Origin of the sequence: Thiorhodovibrio winogradskyi (assembly GCF_036208045.1) — a bacterium.
Classification (GTDB): domain Bacteria; phylum Pseudomonadota; class Gammaproteobacteria; order Chromatiales; family Chromatiaceae; genus Thiorhodovibrio; species Thiorhodovibrio winogradskyi.
In genome coordinates this window covers 4,768,826-4,785,336 of record NZ_CP121472.1, presented here as the reverse complement: position 1 = coordinate 4,785,336, position 16,511 = coordinate 4,768,826, and the positions used below count along the sequence as shown (strand labels likewise).

General features: G+C 62.3%; 11 protein-coding genes. 6 read left to right on the top strand and 5 right to left on the bottom strand.

Annotated features, from left to right (window positions below; genetic code table 11):
* The first annotated feature begins 52 nt into the window (after window positions 1-52).
* The gene (gene mtgA, locus Thiowin_RS21995) at window positions 53-775 is read left to right on the top strand and encodes a monofunctional biosynthetic peptidoglycan transglycosylase (protein ID WP_328985108.1); all 723 of its coding nucleotides are present in this window, start codon (window positions 53-55) and stop codon (window positions 773-775) included.
* A 31-nt stretch (window positions 776-806) separates the two neighbouring features.
* Here the strand turns inward: mtgA and Thiowin_RS21990 are convergent, their stop codons facing one another.
* The 4 genes from Thiowin_RS21990 to Thiowin_RS21975 form a co-directional block, all read right to left on the bottom strand.
* A complete protein-coding gene (locus tag Thiowin_RS21990) occupies window positions 807-1,886 on the bottom strand; it encodes a hypothetical protein (protein WP_328985107.1) in 1,080 nt (359 codons plus the stop codon).
* A 238-nt stretch (window positions 1,887-2,124) separates the two neighbouring features.
* Window positions 2,125-4,590: a helix-turn-helix domain-containing protein gene (locus tag Thiowin_RS21985; RefSeq protein WP_328985106.1), complete on the bottom strand. Its 2,466-nt coding sequence runs from the start codon at window positions 4,588-4,590 to the stop codon at window positions 2,125-2,127.
* Between the two features lie 101 nt (window positions 4,591-4,691).
* Window positions 4,692-5,561, bottom strand: coding sequence for a Uma2 family endonuclease (locus tag Thiowin_RS21980; RefSeq protein ID WP_328985105.1), 870 nt, complete (start codon window positions 5,559-5,561; stop codon window positions 4,692-4,694).
* A gap of 10 nt (window positions 5,562-5,571) precedes the next feature.
* Window positions 5,572-5,928, bottom strand: coding sequence for a hypothetical protein (locus tag Thiowin_RS21975; protein ID WP_328985104.1), 357 nt, complete (start codon window positions 5,926-5,928; stop codon window positions 5,572-5,574).
* A gap of 192 nt (window positions 5,929-6,120) precedes the next feature.
* On the opposite strand from Thiowin_RS21975, the gene Thiowin_RS21970 reads away from it, so the two are divergent.
* The 4 genes from Thiowin_RS21970 (at window position 6,121) to Thiowin_RS21955 (ending at window position 14,395) form a co-directional block, all read left to right on the top strand.
* Window positions 6,121-7,164, top strand: a complete 1,044-nt coding sequence (locus Thiowin_RS21970; protein WP_328985103.1) for an AAA family ATPase — start codon at window positions 6,121-6,123, stop codon at window positions 7,162-7,164.
* Between the two features lie 8 nt (window positions 7,165-7,172).
* The gene (locus Thiowin_RS21965; protein ID WP_328985102.1) at window positions 7,173-8,486 is read left to right on the top strand and encodes a vWA domain-containing protein; all 1,314 of its coding nucleotides are present in this window, start codon (window positions 7,173-7,175) and stop codon (window positions 8,484-8,486) included.
* Between the two features lie 192 nt (window positions 8,487-8,678).
* Complete coding sequence (locus Thiowin_RS21960) at window positions 8,679-10,136, top strand: M48 family metalloprotease (RefSeq protein ID WP_328985101.1); 1,458 nt, start codon at window positions 8,679-8,681, stop codon at window positions 10,134-10,136.
* Window positions 10,137-10,297: 161 nt separating this feature from the next.
* Window positions 10,298-14,395 (top strand): sensor domain-containing protein, encoded by a 4,098-nt coding sequence (locus Thiowin_RS21955; protein ID WP_328985100.1) that lies wholly within the window; start codon window positions 10,298-10,300, stop codon window positions 14,393-14,395.
* Window positions 14,396-14,532: 137 nt separating this feature from the next.
* Here the strand turns inward: Thiowin_RS21955 and Thiowin_RS21950 are convergent, their stop codons facing one another.
* Complete coding sequence (locus Thiowin_RS21950; RefSeq protein WP_328985099.1) at window positions 14,533-14,727, bottom strand: hypothetical protein; 195 nt, start codon at window positions 14,725-14,727, stop codon at window positions 14,533-14,535.
* A gap of 56 nt (window positions 14,728-14,783) precedes the next feature.
* Here Thiowin_RS21950 and Thiowin_RS21945 point away from each other — a divergent pair, with 56 nt between their 5' ends.
* A complete protein-coding gene (locus tag Thiowin_RS21945; protein WP_328985098.1) occupies window positions 14,784-16,484 on the top strand; it encodes an FAD-dependent oxidoreductase in 1,701 nt (566 codons plus the stop codon).
* Window positions 16,485-16,511 lie beyond the last annotated feature (27 nt).

Sequence of the window (16,511 nt, the reverse complement as noted above, 5' to 3'; positions counted from 1 at the left end):
CGCCCCGACAAGTCGACCGTCGCTGGGTTATTCATTGTCGATCAGTTCGCGGATGAAAAGCACCTCCCTTTTCAGCCGCCTGGCGCGCGGGCTGGCGTTGCTGATCGCTTGCCTGCTGCTGCTCTCTATCCTGGCGGTCGGGGCCCTGCGTTGGGTTAATCCGCCCACCTCGGCCTTTATGCTGCAACATTGGTTTGCGGCGAGCCTGGCTAAGGGCGAGCCGCCCGGGTTTGAGCTGCATTATGAGTGGACCGATTGGGATGCCATCGCCCCGTCGCTCAAACTCGCGGTGATGGCGGCGGAGGACCAGCGCTATCCAAACCATCGCGGCTTCGACCTGATCGAACTCCAGGCCGCCTGGAAACGCTTTCGCCAAGGCGGGCGCCTGCGTGGTGCCAGCACCATCAGCCAGCAGACAGCCAAGAATCTGTTTTTGTGGGGCGGTCGGGATTATGTTCGCAAGGTGCTTGAGGTCTGGTTCACCCTGCTGTTGGAAACGCTGTTATCCAAAGAACGTATTCTGGAGCTCTACCTGAACATCGCCCAATTCAGCGCCGACACCTATGGCGTCGGTGCCGCGAGTTGGCGCTATTTTGACCGCCCGGCCGCGGTCATCAGCCCCGACCAGGCTGCGCGCATGGCCGCCGTTCTGCCCAACCCGCGAATGTATCGGCTCGATCAGCCATCAAACAAAGTGCGACAGCGCACGCGCTGGATCCGCCAGCAAATGCGCCAGCTTGGTGGCGAAGGCTACCTGCGTCGGCTCAATCCTTGATGAGCCACCAGGACCCCACGGCCATGTCTCATCAGTCTCCGATGTTACAGAGCGCCGGCAGCATGTTGTTTCCGGTCCAGGTCATGCTGATCGCATCGCAGGCGAGCGCGATATCGAGCCGCGCTTCCTCTGGAACCCTTCCGAAGGACAACTCCTTGGTGAAATTGCCGGTCATGGCGTTCATCTCCAGTTTGGTATCCTCACAGTCCCCCTGGAAACAAAGATTGCAGGCCATTTCTTCGTCGAGTTCCGGGCTTTTCCAGGGTTCGAGGACGGCGGGGGTCTTTTCGGCGTTTTGATTGACGGCGACTTCCAGGGAAATCATGTATTTTTCATGCGCATTGAAAAAACAGGACACCAGGAAGGTGACCCCGGGCGGGTTCTCGACCGTTAGCGCTGCCGTTGGCAACATATCCGTGCTGGCTTTTTCGCCCCAGAAGGTGTAGTTCGAGCCGTATCCAGCGGCTGCCGGGGCCGGGACTGCCCCGGTGAAGGTGCCGCGGGTTGCGGGCTCGATAGTGTACTCCTGGCCGTTCCATGACCAGATGACGGAGCGGTCGATCAGCAGATTGCGCATGCCGTTGCGATGGCTCTCGCCCAAAGTGAGTCCGGTTTGCAGAGTGCCGCTTTCCCCCCGGCCGCCACCCGCGCTGACCGAGAACAGGGGCTTAGACCTCCTGTCCGGATGGGTAGAAAAAATGCGTAAATCGCATCCAGCCATGCCGCACCACATGCGATCAAAGCGATAGACAAGCAGCGCATCGGTTTCGCCCGCGGGCGTGTTCTCACCGAGCCTGATGAGTGCGAAACCAACTTCATCGGGATTGTCGAAGGTGCCCAGGTCGATGTGCCCTCGCAGTGCGCCACCGAGTTCCGCGAAGCCGAACCAGTTGAAGGGTGCGCGACCTTCAAGATTCATCTTGCCTGAGTCTTCCAGGCATTTGCCAGCGTAGGCGTAGTGGCGATCATTGGCGTGCGTCGCGCACCAGCCATCGCCTTTGGGATAGCGGCACTCCGGATGGACGGATGCACTGCCGAGGCAGGCGGCGAAACTGTCAGATGCGCCAAGGCTGATCGCCAATGCGACGATGACAGAGATGAGGTTAGGCATGAGCATCTCCTTGTTTAGCGACAATTGCGCCGGCCTTGTCCAATCCCGCCGCTCTGGGTGTCTTCATCAGATGATCAGGCAAACTCAAATGGCGCCAGATTAAAAAATATAAAAATCAGAATCATGAGTGCTGTGCAATGGACAGTGTGGTCGGCTTGGCGGATTCGGGATAGGCATTGAGCATGGGATTTCTTGTGACTTCTTGTGTCTTCTTGGGACAGGTTGGCAACCCGGTAGGCTAGCGCCCATGCGGATGGCGCCTCAGATGAGCCTGGACCATCCTCAGTTCGCCGTAAGATACATCGTCGCCAAGCTTCTCCTTGGCCGGCGTGAGCCTTTCGGTTCCCGTCTCGGTAAATACAGCGACGATGCGCGCGAGTTTGTCCTCGCTGACAAAGTCGGTGACGGTGAGCTTGCCAGTGCCGATGTAATAAGCCAAATGGCTTTCGATGGTGGTGGGCTTTAATGATCGCTGGGTGGCGATGTCAGCGATGCTGATACCTTCTTGGTGCAGGCGATAGCTGATCAGGCGGGTGTCGCCATCCTGGGCTTTTTTCTTGCGCTGTTCCGGCGGCTCTGACGGAGCCGGATGCTGAGCGACAAGCTGAAGAATCTCCGCGCCATAGCGCTCGGCGGTGCGCGCGCCGATGCCTCGGATGGCGGCCAGGGCATCCAGGCTGCCCGGCAGGGTGGCGGCGATCTCTCGCAGCACGGCGCGGGTCAGAATCCGATAGCGGGTTTCTCCCTTGCGTTCTTCTTCGGCTTCTTTCTCGGCGCGCCAGCGGCGCAGGGCTGCGAGCAGGGCGTCATCCTTGCCTTGATCAGGTCGCGCGCCCGAGCCTTTTTTGGGCCGCGATCCACCAGGCGGCTCGTCGATCTTTGCCTTGGCCACCGCTGCTAGATAGGCGTTGGCCGAGAATCCCTCCCGGCAGCTCGTGATGCCGGCGGTTTTGATCGCGAGCAGCTTGCGCAGCTCATCGACGGCCTGACCGAGGGTTTTGCGCAGTGCCTTGCTGTCGGTCTCAAATTCGAAAGCGACGAGCCAGGGACTGAGTCCCTCGGCGAGCTTTTCGGAGAAGTAGATGGAAGCCTTGCGCAACCGTTCCTGCAACTCCGGATCATCCTCGGGCATTCGGTCCGCGCAAAAGCGGGCGTGCAACTCGCGGCGGAATTTGGTGCTGACGATGATGACTTCCGCGCTGGTTTGTTGCTCCAGCGCGTTCATGGTCACAATAGGCTCGACGTCGCCCGGAGCACGCAAATCGATCACTCGATAATTGCCGCGCAGCAGGCCGAGTAGCCTGCGCAGCTGGGCACCAAGCAGGTCGAAATCCCAGCATTCGCGCAGCAGTCGCTGCTGGTAGTCGATGCGTGCGGCCTTGAGCTGCTCCGGGGTGGGCGCTTGCCGGGTGGCCGCGTCGACATAGTGGCAGACGCGCTGGTCGGTCTTGACCGCATGACGCGGGATGGGAGCGCTCAGCACCAGGCCCTCGAGCGTCTTGCAACGGCTCAGGCCCACATAGACCTGGCCGTGGGAGAAAGCGGCGGCGGCGTCGATAATGGCGCGCTCGAAGGTGAGCCCCTGGCTTTTGTGAATGGTAATCGCCCAGGCCAGTCGCAGCGGATATTGGGTGAACTTGCCGATCACCTCCTCGGTGATGGCCTTGGTCTCCGGGGCGATGCTGTAGCGGATGTTCTCCCAGGTGGCGGGCTCGACCTCGATGTCAGCCTCGTCTCCAGGGCAGCGCACCCGGATGCGCTCGCGCCCAAGGTGGGTGACGGTGCCGATCTTGCCATTGAAATAACGCTTGTCCTCGCCGCTGTCGTTGCGCACGAACATCACCTGCGCGCCCTGCTTGAGGGTCAGTGTGGCGGCGGTCGGATAGCTGTGCGCCGGGTAGTCGTCCTCGATCTCGGCCTCGAACTGGCGTGGCTTGCCGGCCAGCGCCCGCAGGCGGGTGTCGTTGATGTGGTCGGCGGCGCGGTTATGGGTGGTCAGGGTAATATAACCATCCGACTCAGAAGGTTTGAAGCCGGGCTGGTAACGGGCATTGAGCCGCGCGAGCGAGCTTTCATCAAGCTGGTTGTCGCGCACCGCGTTGAGCAAGTCGATAAAGTCAGTATCCGACTGGCGATAGATCCGCGTCAGCTCAATGGGCACCAGATCCAAGGCCGCCAGCGCGCGGCTGCTAAAAAAATACCCGGTCGCATAGTGCTCACGCAGCATCGCCCAATCTTGATCCGGCACCACGGGCGCGAGTTGATGCAGATCGCCAATCATGAGCAATTGCACGCCACCAAAGGGCGCATCGCTCGCGCGCTCGCGGCGCAGCATGAAGTCGACCGCGTCGAGCAGATCGGCGCGCACCATGCTGATCTCGTCGATAATCAACAAATCCAGGCTGGCGATGATGTCGCGCTTCTGGCGACTGAAGCGCCGCTCCCCCGCCTGGCGCCGCGCCTCGCTGCCGGGCACGAAGGGACCAAAGGGCAGCTGAAAGAAGGAATGCAGGGTCACGCCCCCGGCATTAATGGCCGCCACCCCGGTCGGTGCCGTCACCACCATGCGCTTGGGCAACTCGGCCTTCAGGCTGTGCAGAAAGGTAGTCTTGCCCGTGCCCGCCTTCCCGGTCAGGAAAATGCTGCGGTTGGTGTCGCGCACGAAAGCTTGGGCGAGTTGTAATCGCGGGTTGTCCGCTGGCATTTGCTTGCCCCGATTTTTCCCAGACCCAGGCCTCCGGCGCTCGCCGGCGGCGCAAACCCTGGTTGGCGACGGCGCGGTGCGGATGGCGGCTGGTGTGGCGTTCAGGCGCCGTTGCGCATACGGGCCAGTTCGGCCAGCAGAGCCTCTTTTTCGGCGCGTTCCTGTTGGGCGATCCGTTCGGCTTGTTCACGTGCATCACGTTCAGCCGCCAGCGCCTCGCGCTCAGCCGCCAGCGCTTCGCGATCTCGTGTCCAGGCCGCGCGTTCCCGCTGCCACTTTGGCAGCACGAAGGCTGCGTAGATCGGATCTTCGATCATGGCGTCCAGCGTCGGCCGGCGGGTGAAATCCTCCAGGCGAAACTGAAAGCCGGGCAGGATGGCGGAGCGGATGATGCCATCCTCCCTTGGCATGGGCTGATAACGACCCGAGGCATTGCGTCGGTAGAACAACTGCCAACGTGGCTGGTGGTGGAGGATGTAGTACTCGGGCACGCCGACGGCTTCGTATTCGCGACGCTTCTGCTCGGTATCGCGGCGAATCTCCGCCGCTGTGCTGTCCGACAGCGCTTCGACGCACAGATCGAAAGTGCCGTGGTAGGAACGGTCGAGATCCTCCAGCGGCACGGCATTGTCATCACGCACCAGTCCCAGATCCGGCTTGCGGATGGTCACCTTGCCCAACAACTCCAGGCGAAAACCCATGTCCAGCGCCGTGAGTCGCGCATTCTGATGGGTTTCGAGATAACACCGCAGCAAGCCAAGCAGCCACTGATAAATCTGGTAGGTCAGGACATCAGACACCGGCTTGACCTCCAAAAGGCCGTTGTTCCACTCGTAGCCGTTTTCGTGCTCGTAGTAATGGGCCCAGTAATCCATCTCGCTGACGCGGGCGCCTTCGGGGGGATCGACCGGTAAATTCGGGGCTGGATCGACCTTGGGCGGGTCGGCCAAGGCGAATGCGGGCGCTGACATGATAAGCACCTCAATCAGTAGTGGGCCATGGCGAGAGTCTAGGTGTCTGCTCAGGAGGTGGCAAGTTCGTAACCCATTGACGATGATGGGGGATGAGCCAGTCGCCATGGGATCGGGCGGTGAAGGATGGGAAATCGCCGATCTCTTTTTGCAGCTTTGGCGATGATGCCACCAGATGGAGGTAATTTTCCATCAACATATCGCCGCGCAACAAGAGACCAGGGTTCTCATGCAGACACCCAGGCGAGTCGAGAACCATGCCGTCAATCGCGGGGTTGGCGAAAATCGCCACCCAATTGACCGCCGAGCAGGTGAGGAGACAAGGGGCGCTGCCCTTGGTCACGACCTTGTGGCGGCTCTCGCCCATGTCGGTCCGCGTGATCCACCTCAGCCGATGCCCTCGTCGCGGTAGAGCTGAAACCTGTTCCGACCGGCCTTGACTCCGGGGGTATGGTGTCGCCCGCCTTGTTAAGCTGGCTTCTCGCTCCAATCTCTTCGGGCTGTCGCGCCGTTCGTTTTAACCAGCCCTTATTCGACCAAACTCGAGCCGAGTCCGCCTATGCGTCCTGCCCATCTGCTCAAAATTCTTGATCGTGAATATTCCAGTACCACCGCCGGTCATCACACTCCGGTCATGCTCTGGGGGCCGCCCGGCGTGGGTAAATCGCAGATGGTGGCTCAGATTGCCGCGCGACACCAGGCGCCCATGATCGACATTCGGCTGTCGCAGATGGAACCGAGCGATTTGCGCGGGATTCCCTTTCGCGTTGATGAGCGGGTGGAGTGGGCGGTACCCTCGCTGCTGCCGGATGTCACGCGCCACGGCAGCTCGGGGATTTTGTTTCTGGATGAAATCACCTCGGCGCCGCCCTCGGTGTCGGCGGCGGCCTATCAGCTGATTCTTGACCGCCGCCTGGGGGACTATCAGGTTCCGGAGCACTGGGCCATTGTCGCCGCCGGCAACCGTCAGGGCGATCGCGGTGTGACCTACGCCATGCCGGCGCCCCTGGCCAATCGCTTCTCCCACTTCGAGGTGGAGACCCATTTGGACGACTGGGTCAGCTGGGCCTATTGTGCTGGCATCGACGCGCGTGTGATCGGCTTTTTGCGCTTTCGCCCGGAGCTGTTGTTTGATTTCGACCCAGCGCACAATCCGGTCGCTTTTCCCACGCCGCGCTCCTGGGAGTTTGCCCATCGCGCGTTGCAAAAGTTTCAGCACGACCAGGACCTCCTCCAAGGGTGCCTGCAGGCCTGCGTGGGGCCAGCCGCGGGCATTGAGCTGACCGCCTTTGTCAACAGCCTGGAGCAGATGCCCGATCTGGATGCCATTGTGCGCGGCGAGTCGGTGCCGGTGCCGGAGGAAATCGACCTGCAATACGCCGTTGCGGCGGCGCTGGTCGGGCGTGCCATCCGGGCGCGCGGGGAGGAAGATGGCACGACCGCGATCGGTCACATCCTGACCTATGCCGGACGTTTCCGTCAGCGCGAAATGGGTGTGATGTTGGTGTCTGATTTGCATCGCGCCCTGGGGAATGACCTCTTTGCCGTGCCCGCGTTCGCCGACTGGGCGCGGGCGGTGGCGGATGTCATGCTGTTTGACTGAGCCGCGTCATGACGAAGCCCGGAGCAGGAACAGCTGACACCGATCTGAGCGCGCTCGAGACCAAGCTCGCGGCCGCGCGCACCCGACTGATTCTCGACAAGCCCTTTCTTGGCTCCCTGGTGCTGCGCTTGCCCTTGCGCGCGGCCGATGCTGGTTGGTGCCCCACCACGGCCACCGACGCCCGGGCCTTTTATTTCAATCCCGAGTACATCGCTGCCCTCAGTCTGGCCGAGACCCAGTTCATGCTCGCGCACGAGGCGCTGCATTGTGCCCTGTCGCATTTCGCGCGTCGCCAGCACCGGGTGCGCCACAAATGGGATCTGGCCTGCGACTATGCGATCAATCCGCTGTTGCTCAACGAGGGACTCAAACCGCCGCCCAATGCGCTGGTCATGCCGGCCTACCTGGGCATGACGGCGGAGGAAATTTATCCGCTGATCGATGACAACGACCAGTCCGAGACGCTCGATACCCATGCCTATGATCAGGACAGCGACAGCCAGCAGGGCAGCCAGGGGCAGAGCTTGAGCGAGCGCGACCTGGCGGCGGGCAGCCGCGCGCGCGAGTCGGGTGAGGGGGAGCGCGGTGGCATGGGCCAGGGCGAATCCCCGCGGGCCGAGGTCGGCGCCAGCGGTGGTGAGGGGCCAGCGCCACCCGATGGCCAGATCGCCCCGCTACCCCTGACGCCCGATGAGCGCGAGCAACTGCGGGTGCAGTGGCAACAGCGCCTGGCTGGCGCCGCGCAGCAGGCCATGCAAGCCGGCAAGCTCGGCGGCGAGTTGCGCCGCCTGATCGACCACCTGCTGCAGCCGCGGCTGCCCTGGCGCATGCTGCTGGCGCGCTACCTGAGCGCTCTGGCACGCGATGACTACAGCTATGCTCGCCCGTCGCGACGCGAAGGGGACTTCATCCTGCCGCGCCTGCGCAGCGACCAGCTCGATCTGGTGATTGGGCTGGATACCTCGGGCTCCATTCGCGATGGGGAGATCGAGGAATTCATCGCCGAGATCGACGCGCTCAAGGGCCAGCTGCGTGCCCGCGTGACCCTGTTGCCCTGCGATGCGGCCCTGAGTCCGGGCGCGCCTTTCGAGTTCGAGCCCTGGGAGCGCTTTGAGCGTCCGGAGCGTCTGCATGGCCAGGGCGGCACTAGCTTTGTGCCGGTGTTCGACTGGCTGGCCGGGCGCGATCGCCAGCCCGATCTGCTGTTGTATTTCACCGATGCACAAGGGGTCTTTCCCCCTGCCGCTCCAGCCTTTCCGGTGCTGTGGCTGGTCAAGGGGCGCTCGCCAGTGCCCTGGGGAGAGCGGATTGCGCTGAATTGATCACAAGGTCATCAACCACTAGCCACTACCCACTAGCAGCAAGGGCCGCGAGAGATTCCTGGCCCGATGCCGCACTCGGCTTGCGTTAAGATTCCCGGCTTGCGAAGCTGTCGCCCTTGAAAACAGCGGCCGGACCCCAACCGCGCCGCCGCATTCCGCTCCAACATGCGATATTTGCCTGTGCAAACACCAATGCGCGTCCTCTGGTTGAGCCTTATCTTCGTGACCATGATCGCGGCCAACCCGCTGGTCGCCGATCCCTACCGTCTGCCGGATTTCGGTAGCTCCGCTGATACCGTCCTGTCGTTGGCCGATCAACGATCACTCGCGCGGGCCTTTATGAAAAGCGTGCGCAAGGCACTGCCGGTGATCGAGGATCCAGTGCTCGACGACTATATCCAGTCGCTTGGGCGCGAGTTGGTACAGAACAATCATGTCGGCGGCGACTATCGGTTTTTCCTGATCAATCAGCCGACGGTCAATGCCTTTGCTGGCCCCTCGGGACAAATCGGGGTGTTCGCGGGCTTGGTGCTCGCGGCCGAGACCGAGAGCGAACTTGCCGCGGTGCTGGCGCATGAGATTGCCCATGTCAGCCAAAAGCATCTGATGCGCTCGTTCGAGTCGCAGAAGCGCATGGCGGTCCCAGCCACCGCGCTGCTGATTGCCGCGGCATTGCTGGGCAGCCAGGTCGACTCCCAGGCGGGCATGGCGGCCATGGCCGGGGTGCAAGCCGTCGCCATCCAGAACCAGATCAATTTCACGCGCGAAAACGAGCAGGAAGCCGACCGCATTGGTATTGATATTCTGGCCGAGGCGGGATTCAATCCCTTTGCGATGCCGGGTTTTTTTGAAAGCCTGGGGCGTAGCGGCCGTTATTATGATAAGAGCGCGCCGGAGTTCTTGCGCACGCATCCGGTTACCACCAGCCGCATTGCCGACGCGCTCGCGCGGGCCGAGCAATATGGCTTGCGCCAGCGCCCGGACAGCCTGGAGTTTCATCTCGCCCGCGCCAACCTGCGCCAGCGCGGCTACACCGGCGCGCAGCGCGCGGTGGAGCATTTCGAGTCGACGCTCGCCAATGGGCGCTATCGCAATGCGCTGGCTGAGCGCTATGGCTATGCCTTGGCGCTGGTGAGGGCCGGGCGTTTCGACAGTGCGCGCGAGCAGACCGCGAGCTTACTGCAAGCGCGTCCGACGCAGGTCGAGTTTCTGGTGCTGGATGCCACCATCGACATCCAAGATGGGCAACTCGGGCGGGCCATCCGCAACCTAAAAAGCGCCCAGGGTCTGCTTGGCGATCACTGGCCCATCGCCAGGATCCATGCCGAGGCCCTGCTGAAGGCGGGTCAGGTCGGTGCCGCCCTGAGTCTGCTCGAGGCTTTTCATCGCCGACGCCCGTCCGTGACGCAGATTCATGGCCTGCTGGCCGATGCCGCCGGTCGTTCGGGTGACAAAGCGAAAACCTATGGCTATCGTGCCGAGGAGTTGTACTATCAGGGCGACCTTGAGCCCGCGATTCGCCAGCTTGAGCTCGCCGTGCGCTTGCCCGGAGTGGACTATCATCTCGCTTCCAGGCTGCAGGCGCGTCTGGACGCGATGCGCGAGGAAGAAGCCTCGGACAATAAGAAATGGTCGCGCGGCAATGATTGAATCTGGATGTAGGTAGGCATGAAGGATTGGTCGATTTCACGCAGTTTTCTCAACCTCGAGCCAGGCCCTATGGGCGCTCGCGCGGGTCAGTCTCATGAGTGACAGGCGTCTGTGGGGAGGGGCGCTCATTTGAATGCAACCACCATGGCTGCATTAACGCAATGAGTAACTCCCGCCAACCTCCAACAGCTGGTGTGCCGCTCTGGGTCAAGCTCTGGCTGCTAGTGGCTCTTCTGTTGACGCTTGCTTTCGCGGTCTTTGAGTATCGGGCTTACCGTCTGATCGACCACCAATTGCGTGCGACTCTGGCGGGCAAGGCCCAGGTTCTGAGCGAGCGCATGCTGCGTCTGCATCAGGATGTCTATGCCCTTGATCGGCCGCGGGCGTCCGACGGGCCGGATGCCATGTCATCCATGCCCGACCAAGCGGATGGGGCCATCGCCGCGGCCGGTGGCTTCATGCCCGATGCCCTGCTTGCTGGGCTTCATGCCGACACTGTGCTGTCACTTCCCGCCGAGTTGCCGCTGGATATAGATGTCCAGGAGCGGCCTGCCCCTGGTGACTTGCCGCTGCCAACAGGTGGCGCCGAGCATCCTGAGTCCGAGTCACTCTATCGCGTCGCGATTCCAGTCCCGCGCACCGCCGCCTGCGGGCACTGTCATTCCCAGCCTCTGCCGGATTTGGATGTCGTGCTCAGTGTCTCGGCGCGGGGCGTGCGACAGGTGGTAAGGCGTCAATGGGCGGCGGCGGTGCCGCTGGTGTTGGGTCTTTGGTTGCTCTTGCTGAGCACCATGGCCCTGTTGCTGCACATGCTGCTGGGGCGGCGCCTGAGCCAGCTGCGGGCGCGGTTGGGGGCTATTGTTGGCGCTGTGCCAGTTCAGGGGGAGGGTCCGCATGCGCGACAGGGTGCGGACGCTCAAGCAGCGTCTTCGTCGACCTTGGGCGATGAGCTGGAGTCGTTGGGCACCGCGGTTGATGCGCTGCTCGGCGATTTGCGGCTACGCGAAAGTGAATTGCAGGCGGTGCGCGGCTTTGCCCGCATTGGCTTCTGGTCCTGTGATCTGAAGGCAGGGCGAGTTGACTGGTCGCCAGAGGTCGAGTCCCTGATCGGTTGGCGCGCCAACATGCACCAGCAGCCGCTGCGGAGTCTGTTCAAGCAGCGGGTGGATTCCCGTGATTATCCGCAGCTCGGGCAGGCGCTTGAGAATGCCTTGGCGAGCGCCCAGGGCTTTGCCTGCGAGTTCCGGGTGCGCTTTCCCGAGGATTGCACTACCTGGCTGAGTGCCACGGCGGAAGTGCTGCGCGATGAGCGCGGCAAGCCCCGGCATATTCGCGGCATGCTGCAGTACATCGGCGAGCGCAAGGAAGCCGAGTCGCAACGACAGGAGTATGTGACCCTATTCGAGCGGCTGTTTCGCGCGACCGGCACCCTAATGAGCTTTTCCGACCCCGAAACCGGCAGGCTCATTGAGGTTAATCCGAGCTTCGAGCGCATCACCGGCTATACCCGCGAGCAGGCCGTGGGCAACTCTTGGTCCGAGCTTGGGTTGACAACAGCCGATCAACGCGAGGCGATGTTCGAGCAGTTACAGCGCGACGGCGCGGTGCGCAACCGGCATCTGAGTGGCCACAAAAGCAACGGAGACTGCCTGGAGCTCCAATATTCCGGCACCCTGATAGAAATTGACGGTCATGTTCGGGTGCTGTCGATGGCCGAGGACATCACCGATCTGGTGCGCGGCGAGGAGGCTCTGCGTCGCAGCGAGGAGCGCCTGGAGCTGGCCATGCGCGGTTCCCACGATGGTCTCTGGGATTTGAATCTGCAGACACATGAGGTCTACTTTGCGCCGCGCTGGAAGGAGATGCTCGGCTACCAGGACGCGGAGCTACCCAACGACATGTCAACATGGCGTCAGCTCATCGAGCCAGAAAGTGACAAGCGTGCCTGGGCGCTGTTGGATGCGGTCATTGCTGGAAACGAGCCAGATTTCGCGCTGGACATCCGCCTCAGGCACAAGGATGGTCATTGGGTGGACGTGTTATCACGCGCGCATCTGGTACACAATGCTGACGGCGAGCCCCTGCGTTTGGTTGGCACTCACACCGATGTCTCGCCGTTGAAAAAGGCCCTGGCCGATGTCGAGCGCGAGCGCAAGAGGGCCGCGGATTACCTAAAGGTCGCCGGCGTGGTCATGGTGGCGCTCGACGCCCAGGGCCGCGTCACTCTAATTAACGATAAGGGCTGCGCCCTGCTCGGTCGCGACCAGGCCGACATTCTGGGTCGCGATTGGTTCGAGCAATTCTTGCCGCCGAGTGCGCGCGCGGGGATGCGGGCTAGCTTTGAACGGATTCTTCAGGGCGACGTCGAGCTGGCCGAGAAAAACGATGGCCCCATCGTCTCGGTCGATGGCAACGAGCACATCATTAGCTGGCGCAATAATCCGCTGCGCGATGCCGATGGGCGCATTGTCGGCACCCTGAGTTCCGGGCTCGATGTCACCGAGCGGCGCAGGGTCGAGGCCGAGTTGGCGCAGGAGCGCTCCTTTCTGCAGCATGTGATTGACGGTATCGATGACCCCATCATGGTGATTGGCGAGGACTATTGCCTGATTCGGGTAAATCGCGCCGCGGCCCGTCGTGCCGAGGCACGGGGCCTGTCTCTCAAGGATTTGACCTGTCATGCCCTGCTCTACGGCAGTGACAGCCCCTGCGCGGAGCGCGCGCGTGATTGCCCGCTGGCCTCGGTGCTGAAAGAGCATCAGCCGACCAAGGTGGTGCACCTTGATGAATCCGACAGCGAGGAGTCGGGTGAACATAGCTATGAGATTTCCGCCAGTCCCCTGCTCGACGAGCATGGTCAGATTGTTGGCATTATCGAGGTGGCCCGGGATATTAGCGAGCAACTGGCGGTGGCGGCCGAGCTTAGGCGCAGTGAACTCAGCGTATTGCGGCTGTCGCAGTACGATCTCCTCACCAGCCTGCCCAATCGTCTGCTGTTTGCCGACCGCCTCAGTGCCGGCATCGCCGAGGCGCGTCGGCGCGGGGCCAGTCTGGCGGTGATGATTGTCGATTTGGATCGCTTCAAGCACATCAACGACAGCTTCGATCATCACGAGGGTGACGAGGTGCTGAAATCCGTCGCCTCGCGCTTGCAGCAACTGGTGGGTGAGCAGGAAACCCTGGCGCGCCTCGGTGGTGATGAGTTTGGCATCATCCCGGCGCCTTTCCACGGCAAGCGCGAGCCGAGCGGCTTTGCCGAGCGCATCCATGAGGCGCTGCAGCCGCCATTTATGTTGCATGGTCAGCGGGTCTTGGTGGGCGCCAGCATTGGCATCGCGCTCTACCCGGCGCAGGGCAACACGGCCGATGATCTGCTGCGCAAGGCCGATGCCGCGCTCTATTCGGCCAAGGCCGATGGCGGCAAGACCTCACGCTTTTTCACCGAGGAACTCACCGCCGACGCGCGCGACCGCCTGGTACTTGAGGCCAGCCTGCAGGAAGCGCTGGAGCGCGAAGAGTTCGAACTGCACTACCAGCCGCAGATCGACTTCCGCGCCGGCAAAGTCAGCGGTATCGAGGCGCTGGTGCGCTGGCGCCATCCGCGGCAGGGCTTGATTGCTCCGGGGCGCTTCATTCCGCTGGCGGAGGAATCCGGCCTGATCAATCCCTTGGGCGACTGGGTGCTGCGCACCGCCTGCGAGCAGATGCAGGCCTGGCGCGAGGCCGGGGTGGTGGCACCCGAGGTGATGATGTCGGTGAATCTGTCCGCGCGTCAGTTCGAGCAGGTGCAACTCGCGGACAAGGTGCTCGATATCTTGCGGCACAGTGGTCTGGCTCCCGCGGCCGTGGAAATCGAAATCACCGAATCCACAGTGATGCAATCGCCGCGTCGCTCCATTGACTGCCTGCGCCAGTTACGCCAGGCCGGGGTGAAGATTGCCGTGGATGACTTCGGCACCGGTTACTCATCGATGAGCTACCTCAAGCGCCTGCCGCTGACCAAGCTGAAGATCGACCGGTCGTTCGTGTCGGATATTCCCGATGACACCAACGATGTGGCCATTGTGCGCGCCATCATCGCGCTCGGCACCAGCCTGTCGTTGGAATTGCTCGCCGAGGGTATAGAAACCCAACAGCAGCGGGATTTCCTCCTCCAAGAGGGCTGTCAGCTTGGTCAGGGCTATCTGTTCGCCAAGCCGCTGTCGGCCGAGGATTTTGTTCGCTTCGCGGGCGACTGGGTCGGCGCTGGGCAGGGTTGACTGGCAGGGCGAGTCAATGCGCCCCCATGAGCTCCCATGGCGGCTCTATTTTCTCCTCGCCCTTTCCCTTGCCCTTCTCCTCGCCCTTGCCTTCGCCGCATCGGCCCCCTCGGGCAAGGTCGCCCGTCACCCAATTGTCATGGTGCACCGGCCTCAAGCTGAGTGAAAATGCACTCGAGCGCGGCCTGGTTGCGTCCGGTCGGGTAAAAGGCATTGATGTCGCTGGCAAAGGTGGCTTTGTCAACCATGCCGGCCGAGAGCTTGCTGGCCTCGTCAATAAAATAGGTATTATCGCTATTCGTGTCCAGCGGATAGCTCAGCGGCTGCCGCATCCTCCAGGTGTTTTGTCTTCATTTTTTTGACACTTTTATTTCCAACAGGACGAATCATGTCTTCCTCTCCCTTGAAAATCGTGATCATCGGCGGCTCCGCCGCCGGCCCCAAGGCCGCCGCCAAGGCGCGGCGCACGGATGAATTCGCCGAGATCACCCTGATCCAGCGCGATCCGGATCTCTCCATGGCCTCCTGCGGCTATCCCTACTACATCGGTGGCACCTTCGATGATCGCAATCTGTTGGTGTGCACCCCGGCCGGGATTCCACGCGATCCGAAATTCTTTGACAAAGCCAAGCGCATGACGGCCCTAGTGCGCACCGAGGCGATCAACATCGACCGCGACACCAAGACAGTCACCTATAAGAACCTGGACACGGACGAAAAGGGCGCGGTCTCCTACGACCGACTGGTGCTGGCCACGGGCGCGGCACCCGTGTGCCCGGTCGCGCCGGGGTTCGATCTGGAAGGCGTGCTGACCCTGCATTCCATGGCCGATGCCGATGCCCTGCGCGCCATCCGCGACGAGGGCAAGGTCACCCGCGCCATCATCGTCGGCGGCGGGTTGATTGGCTTCGAGGTCTGCGAGGCACTGCGCCTGGCCGGCATTGAAACCACCATTATCGAGAAAACGCCCCAGGTGCTGCCCTTTCTCGATCCCGATCTGGCCAAGCTGGTCGAGAACCATACCCGTGCCCAGGGCGCGGACATCATTGTTGGCAACGGCGTGGCGGAGTTTCTTGGCGAGGACGGCCAGCTCACTGGCGTGAAGCTCGACAACGGCACCGAACTGCCGGCGCAACTGGCCGTTATCGCCGTGGGTGTGCGGCCGAACATTGCCCTGGCGCAAATGGCCGGGCTGGAGATCGGCGCCAAGGGTGGCATCCGGGTCAATGAGTACATGCAAACCTCCGACCCGGACATCTATGCCGCTGGCGACTGCGTGGAATGCACCTCGCTGATCACTGGTGAGTCCAATCGCGCGCCCTACGGCGATTTGGCCAACCTCCAGGGCCGGGTGGTCGGGCAGAATGTGATCGAGCCCGGCAGCGCGCGCTTTCCCGGCAACACCCAGACCGGCATTTGCAAGATCTTTGACTTCACCGTCGGCGTCACCGGCCTGTCCGAGGCCAGCGCCCGCGCCGCCGGGTTGGATGTCAAGACAGTGGTCATCTCGGGTCTGGACATTCCGGTGTTCATGGGCGGCAAGCTGCTGATCAGCAAGCTGGTGGCCGAGCGCGACGGCGGCCGCATCCTGGGTTTTCATTGCGTCGGGCCAGGCGATGTCAGCAAGCGGGTCGCCATCATGGCCACGGCCATCATGGGCAAGCTGAGTGTCGCTGACATGGTCAATGCCGATCTGCCCTACGCGCCGCCCTATTCGCTGGCGCTTGATCACGTCATCATCGCGGCCCATGCGCTCGAGAATAAGCTCAAAGGTCGCATGCGGGGGATTTCGGTCAGCGAGGTCAAGCGCAAGGTCGACGCGGGCGAGGATGTGTTCATTCTCGATACCCGCAACCCGGCGGAATACGAGCAAATGCGCTTAGGTATCGGCGAGACGCTCATCCCCCAGGGCGCCATTCGCGGTCGCCTTGAAGAGCTCCCACAGGACAAGGACAAAGAGATCATTCTCTACTGCAAGATCTCCCTGCGCGGCTACGAAGTCGCATCTATCCTGAAAGCCCATGGCTGGCGCAATCTCAAGGTGATGGAAGGCGGGATCATGGCCTGGCCTTATCCGCGGGAGAAATAAGCAACCTCTGCCCATCAGCGTCAGGGC